This window comes from Pseudomonas sp. S34 (assembly GCF_009866745.1).
Lineage (GTDB): Bacteria > Pseudomonadota > Gammaproteobacteria > Pseudomonadales > Pseudomonadaceae > Aquipseudomonas > Aquipseudomonas jessenii.
In genome coordinates this window covers 1290811-1308457 of the sequence record NZ_CP019398.1, presented here as the reverse complement: position 1 = coordinate 1308457, position 17647 = coordinate 1290811, and the positions used below count along the sequence as shown (strand labels likewise).

14 protein-coding genes are annotated in these 17647 nt (G+C 59.2%); all 14 read right to left on the bottom strand.

Annotated features, from left to right (window positions below):
• Positions 1–189: 189 nt before the first annotated feature.
• Positions 190–1518, bottom strand: a complete 1329-nt coding sequence (gene tilS / locus PspS34_RS05605) for a tRNA lysidine(34) synthetase TilS (RefSeq protein WP_159389529.1) — start codon at positions 1516–1518, stop codon at positions 190–192.
• A 133-nt stretch (positions 1519–1651) separates the two neighbouring features.
• Complete coding sequence (locus tag PspS34_RS05600; RefSeq protein ID WP_057716163.1) at positions 1652–2599, bottom strand: acetyl-CoA carboxylase carboxyltransferase subunit alpha; 948 nt, start codon at positions 2597–2599, stop codon at positions 1652–1654.
• 139 nt (positions 2600–2738) lie between these two features.
• Positions 2739–6260, bottom strand: coding sequence for a DNA polymerase III subunit alpha (gene dnaE / locus PspS34_RS05595; protein WP_057716164.1), 3522 nt, complete (start codon positions 6258–6260; stop codon positions 2739–2741).
• Positions 6261–6337: 77 nt separating this feature from the next.
• Positions 6338–6964, bottom strand: a complete 627-nt coding sequence (rnhB, locus tag PspS34_RS05590) for a ribonuclease HII (protein WP_150812975.1) — start codon at positions 6962–6964, stop codon at positions 6338–6340.
• Positions 6965–6975: 11 nt separating this feature from the next.
• Positions 6976–8106, bottom strand: a complete 1131-nt coding sequence (lpxB, locus tag PspS34_RS05585) for a lipid-A-disaccharide synthase (protein WP_150812909.1) — start codon at positions 8104–8106, stop codon at positions 6976–6978.
• A 2-nt stretch (positions 8107–8108) separates the two neighbouring features.
• Positions 8109–8885 (bottom strand): acyl-ACP--UDP-N-acetylglucosamine O-acyltransferase, encoded by a 777-nt coding sequence (gene lpxA, locus PspS34_RS05580; protein WP_150812908.1) that lies wholly within the window; start codon positions 8883–8885, stop codon positions 8109–8111.
• On the bottom strand, positions 8882–9322 hold the full coding sequence (gene fabZ / locus PspS34_RS05575) for a 3-hydroxyacyl-ACP dehydratase FabZ (RefSeq protein WP_007978374.1): 441 nt from the start codon (positions 9320–9322) through the stop codon (positions 8882–8884). The genes lpxA and fabZ overlap by 4 nt, the downstream gene beginning before the upstream one ends.
• A gap of 108 nt (positions 9323–9430) precedes the next feature.
• Positions 9431–10486, bottom strand: coding sequence for a UDP-3-O-(3-hydroxymyristoyl)glucosamine N-acyltransferase (gene lpxD / locus PspS34_RS05570; protein WP_090453388.1), 1056 nt, complete (start codon positions 10484–10486; stop codon positions 9431–9433).
• Positions 10487–10488: 2 nt separating this feature from the next.
• A complete protein-coding gene (locus PspS34_RS05565; RefSeq protein ID WP_007990260.1) occupies positions 10489–10992 on the bottom strand; it encodes an OmpH family outer membrane protein in 504 nt (167 codons plus the stop codon).
• A gap of 44 nt (positions 10993–11036) precedes the next feature.
• Positions 11037–13412: an outer membrane protein assembly factor BamA gene (gene bamA, locus PspS34_RS05560; RefSeq protein ID WP_057716169.1), complete on the bottom strand. Its 2376-nt coding sequence runs from the start codon at positions 13410–13412 to the stop codon at positions 11037–11039.
• A 74-nt stretch (positions 13413–13486) separates the two neighbouring features.
• Complete coding sequence (gene rseP / locus PspS34_RS05555) at positions 13487–14839, bottom strand: sigma E protease regulator RseP (RefSeq protein WP_150812906.1); 1353 nt, start codon at positions 14837–14839, stop codon at positions 13487–13489.
• A 53-nt stretch (positions 14840–14892) separates the two neighbouring features.
• The gene (ispC, locus tag PspS34_RS05550; protein WP_150812905.1) at positions 14893–16083 is read right to left on the bottom strand and encodes a 1-deoxy-D-xylulose-5-phosphate reductoisomerase; all 1191 of its coding nucleotides are present in this window, start codon (positions 16081–16083) and stop codon (positions 14893–14895) included.
• Entirely contained in the window at positions 16080–16886 is an 807-nt protein-coding gene (locus PspS34_RS05545; RefSeq protein ID WP_057716172.1) for a phosphatidate cytidylyltransferase, read from the bottom strand. Before PspS34_RS05545 ends, ispC begins: the two co-directional genes overlap by 4 nt.
• Positions 16886–17641: a polyprenyl diphosphate synthase gene (uppS, locus tag PspS34_RS05540; RefSeq protein WP_150812904.1), complete on the bottom strand. Its 756-nt coding sequence runs from the start codon at positions 17639–17641 to the stop codon at positions 16886–16888. The genes PspS34_RS05545 and uppS overlap by 1 nt, the downstream gene beginning before the upstream one ends.
• Positions 17642–17647 lie beyond the last annotated feature (6 nt).

The following is a 17647-nucleotide window of genomic DNA, read 5'->3' as shown; positions in this document are numbered from 1 at the left end:
TCACAGTGCACCTTTCGAAAAAACCGCCGCGTTGGGACAGACCGGAAAATGAAACACCGGTTCGTTGCTCGCTACACATTTTTTGGAATCGCCCAGCAAAGACTGCTTGGTAATCGGCAACTCCTGCAATTCAGGCGAATCCACAGAAGTTGTATCAAGAAGGGAGCGTAGTCTACCGGAAAGCCCCTTTCAGCTCAAACCTTGATCTTCGTTCAGTGGCTGCCAATGCAAATGCCAGTCGCCGAGTGCACCACCATCGAGCCCCTTGAGGTTCGCTACCGCCAGCAGTTGCCCGTCTTTGTAGAGCAGCGGCAATCTGCCGCGTACGAAGGACGGTACAGCGCTTTCATTGAGCAAACGTTTCAGGTCCCTATGGCCGCGGCCTGGCAATGCCATGACCTCTCCCCCTTCACGATAGCGGATATGCAGCGGGCCATCGGGGATTTGCCCGGTCAGCGAAAGCACGCCGCTGCCCGGGATAACCAGCGGTGAAGCCGGATCCAGCCACACCCCGGCGCCGGGCAGAGGCCTCAGCCAGTGGCCGGACAGCCACCAGATCCGCCCGCCCGCCCGATGCAGTTCGCCATCGGCCAGCCGCCACACCGGGCAGGCATCGCCGGTGGCATCGCGCAAATCCTCCCAACCCGACCAATGGTCAGTGTCCGGCAAGCGGGTCAGCGGTTCGAGCCAATGACTCAAGGCATTGCGCTGCCGGGCACCGGACATTTGCGCAAGCGGCGCCAGCTCAAGCGACCGCAAGCCCAGCCAGGCAAACTCACTGGCAGAGCTGGCCTCACGCAAATCCATGTCCGCCAGTTCTTCAAGCAGTCCCTGAGCCTCACTCAAATGCGTCGCGCTGCGGGCCATGGTCGCCACCGCTTGCGGCCAGCGCTGGATCAGCACGGGCAAGACTTGATGCCTAAGGTAATTGCGCGAGTACTGCCGATCCTGATTCGAGGGATCTTCGACCCAGCTCAAGCCATGCGCACTGGCATAAGCCTCCAACTCAGCCCGCGTGACATCAAGCATTGGCCGCAGCAAATGCCCCTTGCCCAAAGGGCGCTGACGCGGCATCCCGGACAGTCCGCGCACGCCCGCTCCGCGCAACAAGCGAAACAGCAGCGTTTCCGCCTGATCGTCGCGGTGCTGGGCCGCCAGCAGCACTTCGTTGGCCTGAAGGGCTTCAGTGAAGGCGTGATACCGCGCATCCCGGGCTGCACGTTCAAGGCTGGCACCCGGTTGCACCTGCACGCGAACCACTTGCAGCGGCACGCCCAGCGCAGCGCACACGGCACGACAATGTTCCGGCCACGTATCGGCTACGGCTTGAAGGCCGTGATGCACATGGATGGCGTTGAGCGCCGGCAGGGATTCGGTTTGGGAGAGTGTTGCCAGAAGGTGCAGCAGGACAGTGGAGTCGAGGCCGCCGGAGAAGGCGATGCGCCAGGTCGCAGCATTGCGCCACGAGGCAAGATTCAACAAGAGTCTGGCGGGCAAATCAATATTGGACCGACTCATATCCATCACCTTGCACAAATCAAATGTGGGAGCGGGCTTGCTCGCGAAGGCGGATCAACATTCAACGCACCCGTTGACTGTTATACCGCTTTCGCGAGCAAGCCCGCTCCCACATGGGCACTGCGTGTACGGCTTAGAGACCGTAGCTCATCAGTCGATCGTAGCGGCGCTTGAGCAGCGCGTCGTTATCGAACTTCTTCAGCATCGCCAGTTGCGAGCTCAGCTCGGCGCGAATCGATGCGGCTGCGGCGGCCGGGTCGCGGTGCGCGCCGCCCAGTGGCTCGCCAATCACCTTGTCCACGATGCCCAGGCCTTTGAGGCGCTCGGCGGTGATGCCCATCGCTTCTGCGGCATCCGGTGCCTTCTCGGAGGTTTTCCACAGAATCGAAGCGCAACCTTCCGGCGAAATCACCGCGTAGGTGGAGTATTGCAGCATGTTCAACTGGTCGCAGACACCGATCGCCAGTGCACCACCGGAACCACCCTCACCGATCACGGTGGCGATGATTGGGGTTTTCAGGCGGGCCATGACACGCAGGTTCCAGGCAATCGCTTCGCTCTGGTTGCGCTCTTCAGCGTCAATGCCAGGGTAAGCGCCCGGAGTGTCGATGAAGGTCAGGATCGGCATTTTGAAACGTTCGGCCATTTCCATCAGGCGGCAAGCCTTGCGGTAGCCTTCCGGACGCGGCATGCCGAAATTGCGGCGAACTTTCTCGCGCACTTCACGGCCTTTCTGGTGACCGATGATCATCACCGGCTTGTCGTCCAGACGGGCAATACCGCCAACGATGGCAGCGTCGTCCGAGAAGTGACGGTCACCGTGCAGTTCGTCGAACTCGGTGAAGATGTGTTCGATGTAGTCCAGGGTATACGGACGTTTCGGGTGACGCGCCAGACGTGCGATCTGCCAGCTGGTCAGCTTGCCGAAGATGTCTTCGGTCAGCGTTTTGCTCTTGTCCTGCAGGCGGGAGATCTCATCGCCGATATTCAGCGAATTGTCATTACCGACCAAGCGCAACTCTTCGATCTTGGCTTGCAGGTCGGCGATCGGCTGTTCGAAATCTAGAAAATTCGGGTTCATAGGCGTCCGTCTTGGGTCGAGTCCCAAGGGTTCTTGGGCCGGCCGGTTGTCTATTCGCGCCCTACCTTAAGGGACAGGCGCGTTGAGGTCGAGATTAAAAATTCAGGTCAAGGTCAGGGCAATCTGATAGCACTGACCGTCAACGGTATTGGAGGAAGACGTTGTCTCGCCCGAACTGGTCACGCAGGGCTTGAATCAACGCATCCGCCGGATCGATTCGCCAGCCTTCGCCGAACTGCAACAAGGCCTTCGCATCGGGGCTGGTGTAGTCCAAGGTGATCGGGCACGCGCCGCGGTGACGCTTCAACAGTTCACCCAGCCAGCGTAGCTGATCGCCCTTGAGGTCCTTGGTATGCAACTTCAGGCGCAGGCTTTCGGCCAGATTGGTGCGCGCATCCTCCATGCTCATCACCCGCTTGACCCGCAATTTCAGGCCACCGGAGAAGTCGTCGTTGCTGACCTCGCCTTCGACCACCACCATCGCGTCGGTCTGCAACAACGATTGCGCGGAATGGAACGCCTCGGAAAACAGCGAGGCCTCGATTCGTCCGGAGCGGTCGTCGAGGGTGATGAACCCCATCTTGTCGCCCTTTTTGTTCTTCATCACCCGCAAGGCGATGATCATCCCGGCAACGGTCTGGGTATCACGCGCCGGTTTCAGGTCGATGATGCGCTGGCGGGCGAAGCGACGGATTTCACCTTCGTACTCGTCGATCGGGTGACCGGTCAGGTACAGGCCGAGGGTATCTTTCTCCCCCTTCAGGCGCTCCTTGAGGGTCAGTTCCTTGGCCTTGCGGTGATTGGCGTAGACGTCGGCGTCTTCTTCGACAAACAGACCGCCAAACAGGTCGGAGTGACCGCTGTCCTGGGTGCGCGCGGTCTGTTCGGCCGCCTTGATCGCCTCTTCCATGGCCGTCAGCAGCACCGCGCGATTGCGGTCGATGTTGGCCTGGTAGGCTTTCTGCTCGTCGTGGAAATACGGCCCGAGGCGATCCAGGGCGCCGCTGCGGATCAAACCGTCGAGGGTGCGCTTGTTGATGCGCTTGAGGTCGACCCGTGCGCAGAAATCGAACAGATCCTTGAACGGACCGGCCAGACGCGCTTCGGTGATTGCCTCGACCGGACCTTCACCCACGCCCTTGATGGCGCCCAGGCCGTAAATGATCCGGCCTTCGTCGTTCACCGTGAACTTGAACTCGGACGTGTTCACGTCCGGCGCGTCGAGACGCAGCTTCATCGTCCGCACTTCTTCGATCAAGGTCACGACCTTGTCGGTGTTGTGCATATCCGCAGAGAGTACCGCGGCCATGAACGGCGCCGGGTAGTGCGCCTTCAGCCATGCGGTCTGGTACGACACCAGGCCATAGGCGGCGGAGTGGGATTTGTTGAAGCCGTAACCGGCGAATTTTTCCACCAGGTCGAAAATGTTACCGGCGAGGTCCGCGTCGATATTGTTGGTGGCGCAACCTTCAATGAAGCCACCGCGCTGCTTGGCCATTTCCTCGGGTTTTTTCTTACCCATGGCTCGACGCAGCATGTCCGCACCACCGAGGGTGTAACCGGCCATGACCTGGGCAATCTGCATCACCTGTTCCTGGTACAGGATGATGCCGTAAGTCGGTGCCAGTACCGGCTTGAGGCCTTCGTACTGGTAGTCCGAGTGCGGATACGCCAGCTCGGCGCGACCGTGCTTACGGTTGATGAAGTCGTCCACCATGCCCGATTGCAGCGGGCCCGGACGGAACAGTGCCACCAGTGCGATCAAGTCTTCCAGGCAGTCGGGCTTGAGCTTTTTGATCAGCTCCTTCATGCCCCGGGATTCAAGCTGGAACACCGCCGTGGTTTCGGCTTTTTGCAGCAAGGTGTAGGTCGGTTTGTCATCCAGCGGGATGAACGCGATATCCAGCGGCGGTTCGTTGACCTTGGCACGGTCGCGGTTGATCGTTTTCAGCGCCCAGTCGATGATCGTCAGGGTCCGCAGGCCGAGGAAGTCGAACTTCACCAGGCCGGCCGCCTCGACGTCATCCTTGTCGAACTGGGTTACCAGGCCATCACCGGCTTCGTCGCAATAGATCGGCGAGAAGTCGGTCAGCTTGGTCGGGGCGATTACCACACCACCGGCGTGCTTGCCGACGTTACGCACAACGCCTTCGAGCTTGCGGGCCATCTCCCAGATTTCTGCGGCCTCTTCATCGACCTTGATGAAATCGCGCAGGATCTCTTCCTGCTCATAGGCCTTTTCCAGGGTCATGCCGACTTCGAACGGAATCATCTTCGACAGACGATCCGCCAGGCCATAGGACTTGCCCTGCACCCGCGCCACGTCGCGGACCACCGCCTTTGCCGCCATGGAACCGAAGGTGATGATCTGGCTCACGGCGTTGCGGCCGTACTTCTCGGCTACGTAGTCGATTACCCGGTCGCGACCGTCCATGCAGAAGTCGACGTCGAAGTCGGGCATGGATACCCGTTCCGGGTTGAGGAATCGTTCGAACAGCAGGTCATATTCCAGCGGGTCGAGGTCGGTGATCTTCTGCACATAGGCCACCAGCGACCCGGCACCCGATCCACGGCCAGGACCCACCGGTACGCCGTTGTTCTTGGCCCACTGGATAAAGTCCATCACGATCAGGAAGTAACCGGGGAACCCCATCTGGATGATGATATCCAGCTCGAAATTCAGCCGGTCGACATAGACCTGGCGCTTGGCCTCGTAGTCTTCGGTGGTGTCCTTGGGCAGCAGAACGGCAAGGCGCTCTTCCAGACCGTCGAAGGACACCTTGCGGAAGTACTCGTCGATGGTCATGCCATCGGGGATCGGGAAGTTGGGCAGGAAGTGCGTGCCCAGCTTCACTTCAATGTTGCAGCGCTTGGCGATCTCGACGGTGTTTTCCAGCGCTTCGGGAATGTCGCTGAACAGCTCGGCCATTTCCTCGGCGCTTTTGAGATACTGCTGATCGCTGTAATTCTTCGAACGCCGCGGATCGTCGAGGGCGCGGCCCTCACCGATGCAAACGCGGGTTTCGTGGGCAGCGAAGTCTTCCTGCTTGATGAAGCGCACGTCGTTGGTCGCCACCAGCGGCGCACCGAGCTTCTCGGCCAGGGCCACGGCACCGTGCAGTTGTTCTTCATCGTTGGGGCGGTTGGTGCGCTGGATTTCCAGATAGAAACGATCCGGAAACACGTCCATCCATTCGCGGGCCAGGGTTTCGGCCTCGGCGGGGTTGCCGCTGAGCATGGCCTGGCCGATCTCGCCTTCTTTGGCCGCCGACAGCATGATCAAGCCCGAGTTGGCTTCAGCGACCCATTCGCGCTCGATGATGATCGCGCCGTTGCGCTGACCATCGATAAAGCCGCGGGAAATCAGTTCGGTGAGGTTGCGATAGCCTTCGGCGTTCATCACCAGCAGGCTGATCCGGCTCAGGGGGTTGTCCGGATCCTTGTTCGACAGCCACAGGTCGGCGCCGCAGATCGGCTTGATCCCGGCACCCATGGCGTTTTTATAGAATTTGACCAGGGAACACATGTTGTTCTGGTCGGTGACCGCCACGGCAGGCATGTTCATGCCCACCAGGGTCTTGACCAGCGGTTTGATCCGCACCAGACCGTCGACCAGAGAGTATTCAGTGTGCAGGCGTAGGTGAACGAATGAAGCCGGCATAGTGATCCTGTCTATAAACATGAAGACAACAAGGCCCGGATTGTACCGGGCCTTGGTAAAAAAAATCAGCCTTGCGACTAACTCTCTACGGCGCTCTCTAGCGCCTCATACGCCAGCCGCACCGGGGCAAACGAACGCCGATGAATCGGGGTCGGCCCAAGCCGTGCAAGCGCTTCCAGATGAACAGGCGTCGGGTAGCCTTTGTGCCCGCCGATGCCGTAACCCGGGTAGATCAATTCGAACGCGGCCATTTCACGATCACGGCTGACCTTGGCCAGAATCGATGCGGCGGCGATGGCTGGAACCTTGCTATCGCCCTTGACCACGGCTTCGGAGCGCATCGGCAGTTTCGGGCAACGATTACCGTCGATCATCGCCAGCTTCGGCTGAACGTGCAGCCCGGCGACCGCGCGCTGCATGGCCAACATGGTGGCGTGCAGGATATTCAGTTCGTCGATTTCTTCGACTTCGGCGCGAGCGATGCACCAGCTCAGGGCTTTTTCGCAGATTTCGTCGTAGAGCTTTTCGCGACGGGCTTCGGTGAGTTTCTTCGAGTCATTCAGGCCGAGGATCGGACGGTTCGGATCGAGGATCACCGCCGCTGTCACCACCGCACCACAGAGCGGACCGCGACCCACCTCATCGACACCGGCAACCAACTCTTCGATTTCAGCGACCAAGGTGAAATCCAGCCCCATCTGCATATTCGTTTTACTCATTTTACTTGGCCGATCAGGTTCAGCACTGCGTCCGCAGCCTGGTTGGAGGCATCCAGACGCAGGGTCCGGTGAATCTCGTCAAAACCGCGGGTCTGCTCTTCCCCATCCTCGATCAGTGGCGACAAGGTCTGGGCCAGCGCTTCGACCGTGGCATCGTCCTGCAACAACTCGGGCACCAACAGACGTTGGGCCAACAGGTTCGGCAACGAAATGTAGGGGCTTTTCACCATGCGCTTGAGAATCCAGAACGTCAGCGGCGCCAGGCGATAGGCGACCACCATCGGTCGCTTGTACAGCAGCGCTTCAAGCGTCGCGGTACCGGAGGCGATCAACACCGCATCGCACGCTGCCAGGGCCAGATGAGATTGCCCGTCGAGCAGGGTCAGCGGCAGATCGCGACCGGCCAACAGTTCTTCGAGCTGTGCGCGACGTTGCGCACTGGCGCACGGCATGACAAACCGCACCCCCGGGCGCAATGCCCGCAGGCGCTGCGCCGTATCGAGAAACAATGAACCGAGCCGGCCAACTTCACCGCCACGGCTGCCTGGCATCAACGCCACCAGCGGCCCGTCAGGCAAACCGAGTTCGGCCCGCGCAGCAGCGCGATCGGCCTGCAGTGGAATGGCATCGGCCAGGGTATGGCCGACGAAACGCACCGGCACGCCTTTCTCTTCGTAGAATCTGGCTTCGAACGGGAACAGCGTGAGCATCAGGTCGCAGCCTTCGCGAATCTTCAGCACGCGTTTCTGACGCCAGGCCCAAACCGACGGGCTGACGTAATGCACCGTCTTGATCCCGGCCTGGCGCAGCTTGAGTTCGATATTGAGGTTGAAGTCCGGCGCGTCGATACCGATGAATACATCGGGTTTCGCGTCGATCAGGTCGGCGACCAGCTTCTTGCGCCGAGCCAGCAACTCGCGCAATCGGCCCAGCACTTCCACCAGGCCCATGACGGACAGACGCTCCATCGGGAAATACGAGGTCAGGCCTTCAGCCTGCATCAACGGACCACCGACACCGATGAACTCGACCGCCGGGTGGCGAGTCTTGAGCGCGCGCATGAGACCCGCACCCAGAATGTCACCGGAAGCCTCACCCGCTACCAGCGCAATACGCAGATTGGCCATGGTTAGCGGGTGATGCCGCGGGTCGAAGACTGGATGGAGTCACGGAACACCGCTACTTCCGGGAACTGCGCAGATGGCTCCGCCAGTTCGGCGAGCGCCTGCTCCACGGTCAGGCCCTGGCGGTACACCACCTTGTAGGCACGACGCAGCGCGTGGATCGCATCTTCGCTGAAGCCCCGACGGCGCATGCCCTCGAAGTTCATGCTCCGGGCTTCGGCTGGGTTGCCGAACACCGTGACATACGCAGGAACATCCTTGCCGATCGCTGTACCCATACCTGAAAAGCTGTGGGCGCCAATGTGGCAATACTGGTGAACCAGGGTAAAACCGGAAAGGATCGCCCAGTCTTCCACATGCACATGGCCCGCCAGTGCGGTGTTGTTCACCAGGATGCAATGGTTGCCGATAACGCTGTCGTGGCCTATGTGGGCATAGGCCATGATCAGGTTGTGGTCGCCCAGGGTCGTTTCCGAGCGGTCCTGGATGGTGCCACGGTGAATCGTCACACCTTCACGGATGACGTTGTGGTCACCGATCACCAGGCGGGTTTCCTCGCCCTTGTACTTCAGGTCGGGTGTGTCTTCGCCCACCGAGGAAAACTGGTAGATGCGATTGTGCTTACCGATTCGGGTCGGGCCCTTGAGAATCACGTGTGGCCCGATGATTGTCCCCTCGCCGATTTCCACACCTGCGCCGACGATCGACCACGGGCCGACTTCGACGCCGTCAGCCAGAACGGCTGCCGGATCGATGATTGCACGAGGGTCAATCAAACTCATAGCTTGCGTTCCGCACAGATGATTTCAGCCGAGCAGACAGGCTTGCCATCGACCGAAGCCTGGCACTCGAACTTCCAGATCTGACGCTTGCAGCTGATGAACTTGGCCTCAAGGATCAGCTGATCGCCCGGCAAAACCGGCTGGCGGAAGCGCAGCTTGTCGGACCCGACGAAGTAATAGAGCGTGCCGTCAGCCGGTTTCACGTCAAGCATTTTGAAACCAAGGATCCCGGCAGCCTGAGCCATTGCCTCGATGATCAATACGCCCGGCATGATTGGATGCGCAGGGAAGTGACCATTGAAGAACGGTTCGTTGATGCTGACATTCTTGTAGGCGCGAATGCGCTTGCCTTCAACATCCAGCTCCACTACCCGGTCCACCAGCAGGAACGGGTAACGGTGAGGCAGGTATTCGCGAATCTCGTTGATGTCCATCATTTCGGGGGGAAGCCTATGTAAAGATTGGGAGCGCACGACTGACACACGCCCCTCTAGCAAATCAAGCAGGCCGTCTAACGGCTGTGCACACTTGATATGGAAATGGTATCAGCCATCTGATGAAGCATTACCGTCAGGGGTCACTTCCCCTACACGCTTTTCCAGCTGTCGCAGGCGCCGCGCGATGTCATCGAGCTGACGGATGCGAGCCGCGCTTTTGCGCCATTCGGCTGCTGGCTGCATTGCCGTTCCGGAAGAATAGGAACCCTTTTCGGTAATCGAGTGGGTCACCATGGTCATTCCGGTGATGAAAACGTTGTCGCAAATTTCGATATGCCCCACCAGCCCTACACCGCCAGCGAGCATGCAATGCTTGCCGATTTTGGTGCTGCCGGAGATCCCGACGCAGGCGGCCATGGCGGTGTGATCACCGACCTGAACGTTGTGGGCGATCTGGATCTGGTTGTCGAGCTTCACACCATTACCGAGAACGGTATCGGCCAATGCGCCGCGGTCGATAGCGGTATTCACGCCAATCTCTACATCGTCACCGACCAACACACCACCGATCTGGGCAATTTTCTGCCAGACACCTTTCTCATTGGCAAAACCGAAACCTTCGCCACCAAGCACGGCACCTGACTGAATGACCACACGCTTGCCGATGCGCACGTCGTGGTACAGCGTGACCCGCGGGGCCAGCCAGCCGCCTTCGCCAATTTCGCAACGGGCACCGATGAAGCAATGCGCACCGATGGTCACACCCGCAGCAATACGTGCCGCGCTTTCGATCACCGCAAAGGCACCAATACTCGCAGCCGGGTCAACCACCGCGTCCTCGGCCACAACGGCTGTCGGGTGAATGCCGGCAGCCGCTTTCGGCTTTGGATCGAACAGGTGGGAAACACGCGCGTAGGCCAGATACGGATCAGGCACCATCAGCGCATTACCGGCAAAACCTTCGGCATCAGCAGCCTTCAGTAACAGAGCTGCGGCCTGGCTATCTGCCAGGTACTTACGGTATTGAGGGTTTGCGAGAAAGCTCAACTGAGCTGGGCCAGCCTCTTGCAAAGTGGCTAGCCCAGTAATTTCTTTCTCCGGGTCGCCACGTAGCGTGGCGCCGAGGAACTCGGCCAATTGGCCGAGCTTTATAGTCGCGGTCATAGTTACTTCAGCTGATTCATGCGCTCGATAACCTGGCGAGTGATGTCGTACTGAGGCTTGACATCAATCACTGCGCCACGCTCGAAGACCAGGTCAAAAGCACCTTTCTTGATGACTTCTTCCACAGCGCTGTCCAGTTTCGGCTTGAGCTGCTTCAGCATTTCACGGTCGGCAACGGCTTTGGCTTCGTTCAGTTCCTTGGACTGGAACTGGAAGTCACGGGCCTTTTGCTTGAATTCAAGCTCCAGACGCTCGCGCTCGCCCTGCTGCATTTTGTCGCCACCGGCCATCAGGCGGTCCTGAATGCCCTTGGCGCTGCTTTCCAGCGTCTTGAGCTTGGTCAGCTGAGGACCGAACTTCTTCTCGGCATCCACGGCGTATTTCTTGGCCGCGTCGGACTCCAGCAGAGCCATCTGATAGTTCAGAACAGCAATTTTCATGTCGGCGAACGCCGGACCAGCGACCAGTACGCTGGCCAGGAGAACCAATTGAGTCAACTTACGCACGATGCACCCCTACAAAATTCATTGTCGTTATCTGGGTCAGACGCTTAGAACGTCTGGCCGAGAGAGAATTGGAACACTTGAGTTTCAGCGTCATCCGGTTTCTTGACTGGCATGGCCAGGGCGAAACTCAGAGGACCCAGTGCGGTGACCCAGGTCACACCCACACCGACGGAACTGGCCATGTTGCTCAGACTGATATCGTTGCACTTGGTGTTGGACTTCGAGCCATCCGCGTTTGTGGTATCCGAGCAAGATGAATCGAACACGTTACCCACATCCCAGAATACCGAGGTCCGCAGGGAGCGTTGATCCTTGATGAACGGCAGCGGGAACAGAACCTCCACACCACCCTGGATCAGGACGTTACCACCGAACGGCAGCGGATCCTGGTCCGGATCGACCGCTGTACCAGGGTTCTTGCCGGTACTTGGTGTACTGCGAGGCCCCAGAGTGCTGTCCTTGAAGCCACGAACCGAGTTGAAACCACCAGCATAGTAGTTTTCATAGAATGGCAAGCCATCCGTCGACCCGTAGCCATCGCCATAACCCAGCTCGGTGTGCAGGCGCATGGTGTAGTTCTCGCTCAATGGCTGGAACAACTGGCCACGGTAGTCGAGCTTGAAGAACGACAGGTCGCTGCCTGGAATCGTGGATTCCAGCACCAGGCTCTGGGAATGACCACGGGTAGCGAGCACACCCTTGTTCAGGGTGGACTCGGACCAACCGGCCGAAGCCTTGAAGTTCAGGTACTTGTCGCCTTCCTTGTTAACGAAGTCGAAGATCTCGTCAACGGTGTACACACCTGTCTTGATCTCGTCCTGCTGAGCCGTCAGGCCAAAGGTCAGACGCGAAGTCTCGCTGATCGGGTAGCCAACGCTCACGCCTGCACCCAGGCTGTCTACGGCGTAGCTGGCGATGTCAGTATCGAGCTCGTCATAGTCAGTCGTGCGGTAGAACGCGTTGTAACCCAGGCTCACGCCGTCGGCGGTCCAGTAGGGGTCGACAAAGCCGAAGTTATAGCGGGTCTGGTATTCGCTTTTGGTCAAGCCGACGCTGACCTTGTTACCGGTACCCAGGAAGTTGTTCTGGGTGATCGAACCACCGAGGATCAGACCGGCGCTCTGGGCGAAACCGACGCTGGCGGTAATCGAACCGGAGGCTTGTTCTTCAACGCTGTAGTTGACGTCCACCTGGTCATCGACACCCGGCACGGCCGGGGTCTCAACGTTGACTTCCTTGAAGAAGCCCAGACGTTCAAGACGGGTCTTGGATTGGTCGATCAGGTAAGTGGAAGCCCAGCCGCCTTCCATCTGACGCATTTCACGACGCAGCACTTCGTCTTCGGACTTGGTGTTGCCACGGAAGTTGATGCGGTTCACGTAGGCACGCTTGCCCGGATCGACCGCGAACAGGATGTCTACGGTGTGATCTTCGTCGTGCGGTTGAGGCACACCGTTGACGTTGGCGAAGGTGTAACCCTCGTTACCCAGGCGACGGGTGATCAGTTCGGAGGTGGTGGTCATCAGCTTGCGCGAGAACACCTGGCCTTTTTGCACCAGCAACAGGGACTTGATCTGGTCTTCAGGGACTTTCAGGTCACCGCTGAGCTTGACGTCACGAACGGTGTACTTCTCGCCTTCGTTGACGTTGACGGTGATGTAGACGTGTTTCTTGTCTGGCGTAATGGAGACCTGAGTCGAAGCGATATCCATGTTGATGTAGCCACGGTCCAGATAGTAGGAACGCAGGCGCTCCAGGTCACCGGACAGCTTTTCACGGGCGTACTTGTCGTCGTTCTTGAAGAACGACAACCAGTTGGTGGTCTTGAGTTCGAACAGGTCGATCAGGTCTTCGTCAGGGAAGACCGTGTTGCCCACCACGTTGATGTGCTGGATAGCCGCAACGGTGCCTTCGTTGATGTTGACCTTCAGGCCGACGCGGTTACGCGGCTGCGGCACCACTTCGGTGTCGACGGTAGCCGAGTAGCGACCCTGGGCGACGTACTGACGTTGCAGCTCGTTACGCACACCTTCGAGGGTGGCACGCTGGAAGATCTCGCCTTCGGCCAGACCGGATTGCTTGAGGCCTTTCATCAGGTCTTCGGTAGAGATCGCCTTGTTGCCTTCGATCTCGATACTGGCGACCGACGGGCGCTCGACTACCGTGATGACCAGGACGTTGCCATCGCGGCCCAGCTGGATATCTTGAAAGAAACCGGTTTTGAACAACGCACGAGTGGATTCCACCAGGCGACGATCATCCGCCTGTTCACCGACGTTCAACGGCAAAGCACCAAAGACGCTACCCGCGGAGACCCGCTGGAGGCCATTGACGCGAATATCAGAGATAGTGAAGGACTCGGCGTGAACTTCGGCGATCATCAATACGGTGAGAACCGCAGTTAGCAGCAGACGTTTCATGAAGTCCTTTCTTATTCCAACTGGCAATAAACAAACTGCCGCAAAATGCGGCAGATTCGCAATTCAGCGAAGCGTTACAGTCGACCCAGATCATTAACCAGAGCAAGCAACATCACCCCGATCACCAAACTGATACCGATCTGTATCCCCCAACCTTGCACCCGATCTGACAAGGGACGACCACGCACCCACTCGATCAGATAAAACAACAAATGCCCCCCATCCAGTACCGGAATGGGCAACAAATTCAGAACGCCCAAGCTAATACTCAGATAAGCAAGGAAATTCAGGAAATCAGCAACACCCGACTGGGCCGAAGCGCCCGCCACTTTAGCAATGGTTATCGGTCCACTCAAGTTTTTTACCGAGAGCTCGCCGAACAACATTTTCTTCAGTGAATCGAGGGTCAACACGCTCATGGTCCAGGTGCGTCGAGCCCCCTCGCCAATTGCTGCCAATGGCCCGTAGCTGACCTCGCGGATCATCTCCGGCGGCCAGTCGATCGCTTTCACCCCTGCCCCCAAATAACCGCTGGGTGACTTGCTCTCGCCACGAGCGGCAAGTGTTACCGGGACGTCGATCTGAGCACCGTCGCGCTCAACCCGCAGCATGATTTTGGTATCAGGATGCATACGGACGGTATCGACAACCTGCTGCCAGTCATCGAGCGTACGACCATCGAGCGCGAGCAACCGGTCACCGGTCTTCAGGCCGGCAGCCTTGGCCGGCCCCTTTGGATCGAGTTCGGCCAGGACAGGCGGCAATGCCGGACGCCACGGACGAATCCCCAACGAATGGATAGGGTCGGGCTCGTCAGCCCCTTTGAGCCACTTGTCCAGCACAAGTTCACGAGGAGAGTCGGCCGTGGAACCCTGTTCGCGCACCACTATCTGCAACGAACCGCTTTCGCCCAGGCGACGCACCAGCTGCAGGTTCACCGCAGCCCAGCCGGAAGTCGCCTCACCATCAATGGCCACGATTTCCTGGCCGGGGCTCAAACCTGCCTTGGCCGCAATACTCCCGGACTCGACAGCGCCGATGACCGGACGCACCTGCTCGCTGCCGAGCATTGCCAATACCCAGAAGAACGCCAATGCCAGCAGGAAGTTGGCAATCGGCCCCGCCGCTACGATGGCAATGCGCTGACGAACGGATTTACGATTGAAGGATTGATCAAGCTGATCGAGCGGTACTTCACCTTCGCGCTCGTCGAGCATCTTGACGTAGCCGCCCAACGGGATGGCGGCGACGACAAATTCGGTGCCCTGCTTGTCGTGCCAACGCAGCAAAGGCATGCCGAAGCCTACGGAGAAACGCAGCACTTTGACCCCACAGCGACGCGCGACCCAAAAATGGCCGAACTCGTGGAAGGTAACCAGCACACCCAGAGCGACCAGGGTGCCGACAATCATATAGAGCGCGCTCATCTACTTTCTCCGCATTCCTATCCGCTGCTGCCTGGGCCAACTATCCGCAGCATTTACCGCCCGTGACGGCTCAACCATTGTCCGGCCAGCAATCGGGCCTTCGCGTCTGCCGTGAACACCGCATCGAGATCATCCACTGCCACTACGGGCTCCAGATTCAGTACTTCCTCGATGATACTCGCGATTTCCGGGTAACGAACCCGTTCGTCGAGAAATGCCGCTACAGCCACTTCGTTCGCCGCATTGAGCATGGCTGGCGCGCTGTTACCCGCTTCGGCCGCCTGACGAGCCAGACGCAGGCACGGGAAACGTTTTTCATCGGGCGCCTGGAAGTCCAGCCGCGCAATGGCAAACAGGTCCAGCGGCGCCACGCCCGAGTCAATCCGCTCCGGCCAGGCCAGGGCATTGGCGATGGGCGTGCGCATATCCGGATTACCCAGCTGTGCCAGAACAGAACCATCGACGTAGTCGACCAGCGAATGGATCACACTTTGCGGGTGAATCACCACCTCGACCTGCGAAGGCTTGGCATCGAACAGCCAGCAGGCTTCGATCAACTCAAGCCCCTTGTTCATCATGCTGGCCGAGTCAACGGAGATTTTTCGCCCCATGGACCAATTCGGATGAGCACACGCCTGATCGGGAGAAACATGCGCCAGCTCAGCCATGGGCGTCTGTCGGAACGGACCGCCGGAAGCCGTCAGCAGAATCCGACGCACGCCAACCGCCTCAAGGCCACGGGCATAATCGAGCGGCATGCACTGGAAAATGGCGTTGTGCTCGCTATCGATCGGCAGCAACACCGAACCGCTCTTGCGCACGGCCTGCATGAACAGCGCGCCGGACATGACCAGCGCTTCTTTATTGGCCAGCAGTATCTTCTTGCCGGTCTCCACCGCCGCCAGTGTCGGGCGCAAACCCGCCGCACCGACGATGGCCGCCATGACCGTATCGACTTCCGGATCGGAAGCGACCTGACACAAACCTTCCTCACCCACCAGAACACGGGTCGAGAGACCCGCCGCGCGCAAATCATCTTGCAGGGTGCGGGCAGCTGCGACCTCAGGCACCACGGCAAATCGTGGGACATGGCGCACGCAGAGCGCCAGCAATTCACTCAAGCGGGTGAAGCCAGTCAAGGCAAAGACCTGATACCGATCAGGGTGACGAGCGATGACGTCGAGCGTGCTCAGGCCAATCGAGCCGGTCGCCCCCAAAACGGTAATCTGTTGCGGGCGGCTCATGGGGCAGCCATCCACAGCAGCACCGCAAACACCGGAATCGCTGCCGTCAGGCTGTCGATACGATCCAGAACGCCGCCGTGACCCGGAAGCAGATTACTGCTGTCCTTGATCCCGGACTGACGCTTGAACATGCTTTCAGTGAGATCGCCCACCACCGAAATGAACACGATCAGCGCGGCACCGATCAACCCTTTGAGCAGCTCGGCCACCGTCCAGTCGCGTACCAGACCAACGATTGTGGTAATCACCAGGCTCAGCGCCAGACCACCGTACACGCCCTCCCAGCTTTTGCCCGGACTGACCTGTGGTGCGAGCTTGCGTTTGCCGAAAGCGCGACCGGAGAAGTAGGCGCCAATATCGGCACCCCAGACCAACACCATCACCGCCATGATCAGCCAGTTACCCAGCGGGTATTGCTTGATCTGCACCAGACCTTGCCAGGCTGGCAGGAGAATCAACAGACCGATCACCAACTTGGTCGCCGCACTGGACCATTGCTCGCTCGAGCGCGGATAGGTCAGCACCAGATACGTCGCCACTGCCCACCACAGCACTGAAGCGCCCAACACCCAAGGCGCAAGGCCGGGCAGGATGTACATGAGGAACAGCACCAAAGCGACCACAGCGGCATAGCCGACGCGGTACGCTTGAGCGGCAAAACCCGCCAGACGCGCCCATTCCCAGGCACCAAGGGTCACGACCAGCCCGATGAACAGTGCAAAACCGGAACCTTCAAGCAGGAAAAATCCGCACAAGGCAATCGGCAACAGGATCAGTGCGGTGATGATTCGTTGTTTAAGCATTAAACCCGGGCCCCAGCCTCGACCTGCTCGCTCGTTTTACCGAAGCGGCGCTGGCGGGAAGCGAAATCGGCCAGCGCATTGCGCATGGCGTCGTGTTTGAAGTCCGGCCAGAACAGGTCGGAGAAATACAACTCGGCATAGGCCAGTTGCCAGAGCAGGAAGTTGCTGATGCGGTGCTCGCCACCGGTGCGGATGCACAGGTCCGGCAACGGCAGATCGCCCGTGACCAGGCAGGTCTGCAGCAGATCAGGCGTGATGTCTTCCGGACGCAAGTGCCCGGCCTGAACTTCTCGCGCCAGTCGTTGCGCAGCTTGCGCGATATCCCACTGACCGCCGTAATTGGCGGCGATCTGCAGAACAAAACGATTGGCACCAACCGTCATGGCCTCGGCTTCACGCATGGCAGCCTGCAGCTCAGGATGAAAACGCGAGCGGTCACCAATGATGCGCAGGCTGATGTTGTTGTCGTTGAGGCGTTTGGCCTCACGACGCAGCGCCCTGAAGAACAGGTCCATCAAAGCGCTGACCTCATCGGCAGGACGCTGCCAGTTCTCACTGGAGAAGGCGAACAGGGTCAGCACCTCGACCTTGGCCTCGGCGCAGACTTCAATGACTGCACGTACCGCATCCACGCCCGCTTTATGCCCGGCGACACCAGGCATAAAGCGCTTCTTCGCCCAGCGATTGTTACCATCCATGATAATCGCGACATGGCGCGGCACCGCGGACGGTGCTGTCTGCTTAGTCTTTTCCATGAAAAC